This window comes from Nocardia alni (assembly GCF_019038435.1).
Classification (GTDB): domain Bacteria; phylum Actinomycetota; class Actinomycetes; order Mycobacteriales; family Mycobacteriaceae; genus Nocardia; species Nocardia alni.
Genome location: NZ_JAGPOX010000365.1, coordinates 1 through 427 on the forward strand (window position 1 = coordinate 1; position 427 = coordinate 427).

1 pseudogene is annotated in these 427 nt (G+C 69.1%); it reads left to right on the top strand.

Annotated features, from left to right (window positions below):
• Positions 1-341 (top strand): annotated as a pseudogene (locus tag JZ791_RS44350) (serine hydrolase domain-containing protein); the annotation flags it as partial.
• Between the last annotated feature and the right edge of the window lie 86 nt (positions 342-427).

The window sequence follows — 427 nt, forward strand, 5'->3', positions numbered from 1 at the left end:
GTCTCGGCCTGGTGATCAGCTGGACGGGCGTCACCGTGCCAGGCGGCTCCGTCAGCTTCCCGCACGACGTCCTGCGCACCACGGCGGCGGCCTTCCGCGAGCCGCGACTGGCCGACCCGGGCCCGTATATTCCGCGCGAGGACATCAGCGTCATGGATCCGTCGATCTCGAATCCGACGGCTACTCTCGCGGCCTTCGGCATCGGTCCCTCCGCCTACCCGGGATGCGGCCCGGTGACCTGTCTGGGCAAACCGCTCGGATCACCGATCGCCGACTGGCCGCCCGGCTGCTTCATCCTCGGCTGTGTCGGCACCGACCCGGAGACGCCGGGAATCCACTAGTCGGTCGACGGACCCGGCCACCCGGACGTTCCGTTCACTTGTCGCCGACGAGTTTCCCGAGAATCGCGGGAAGGCGCTTGAGGACC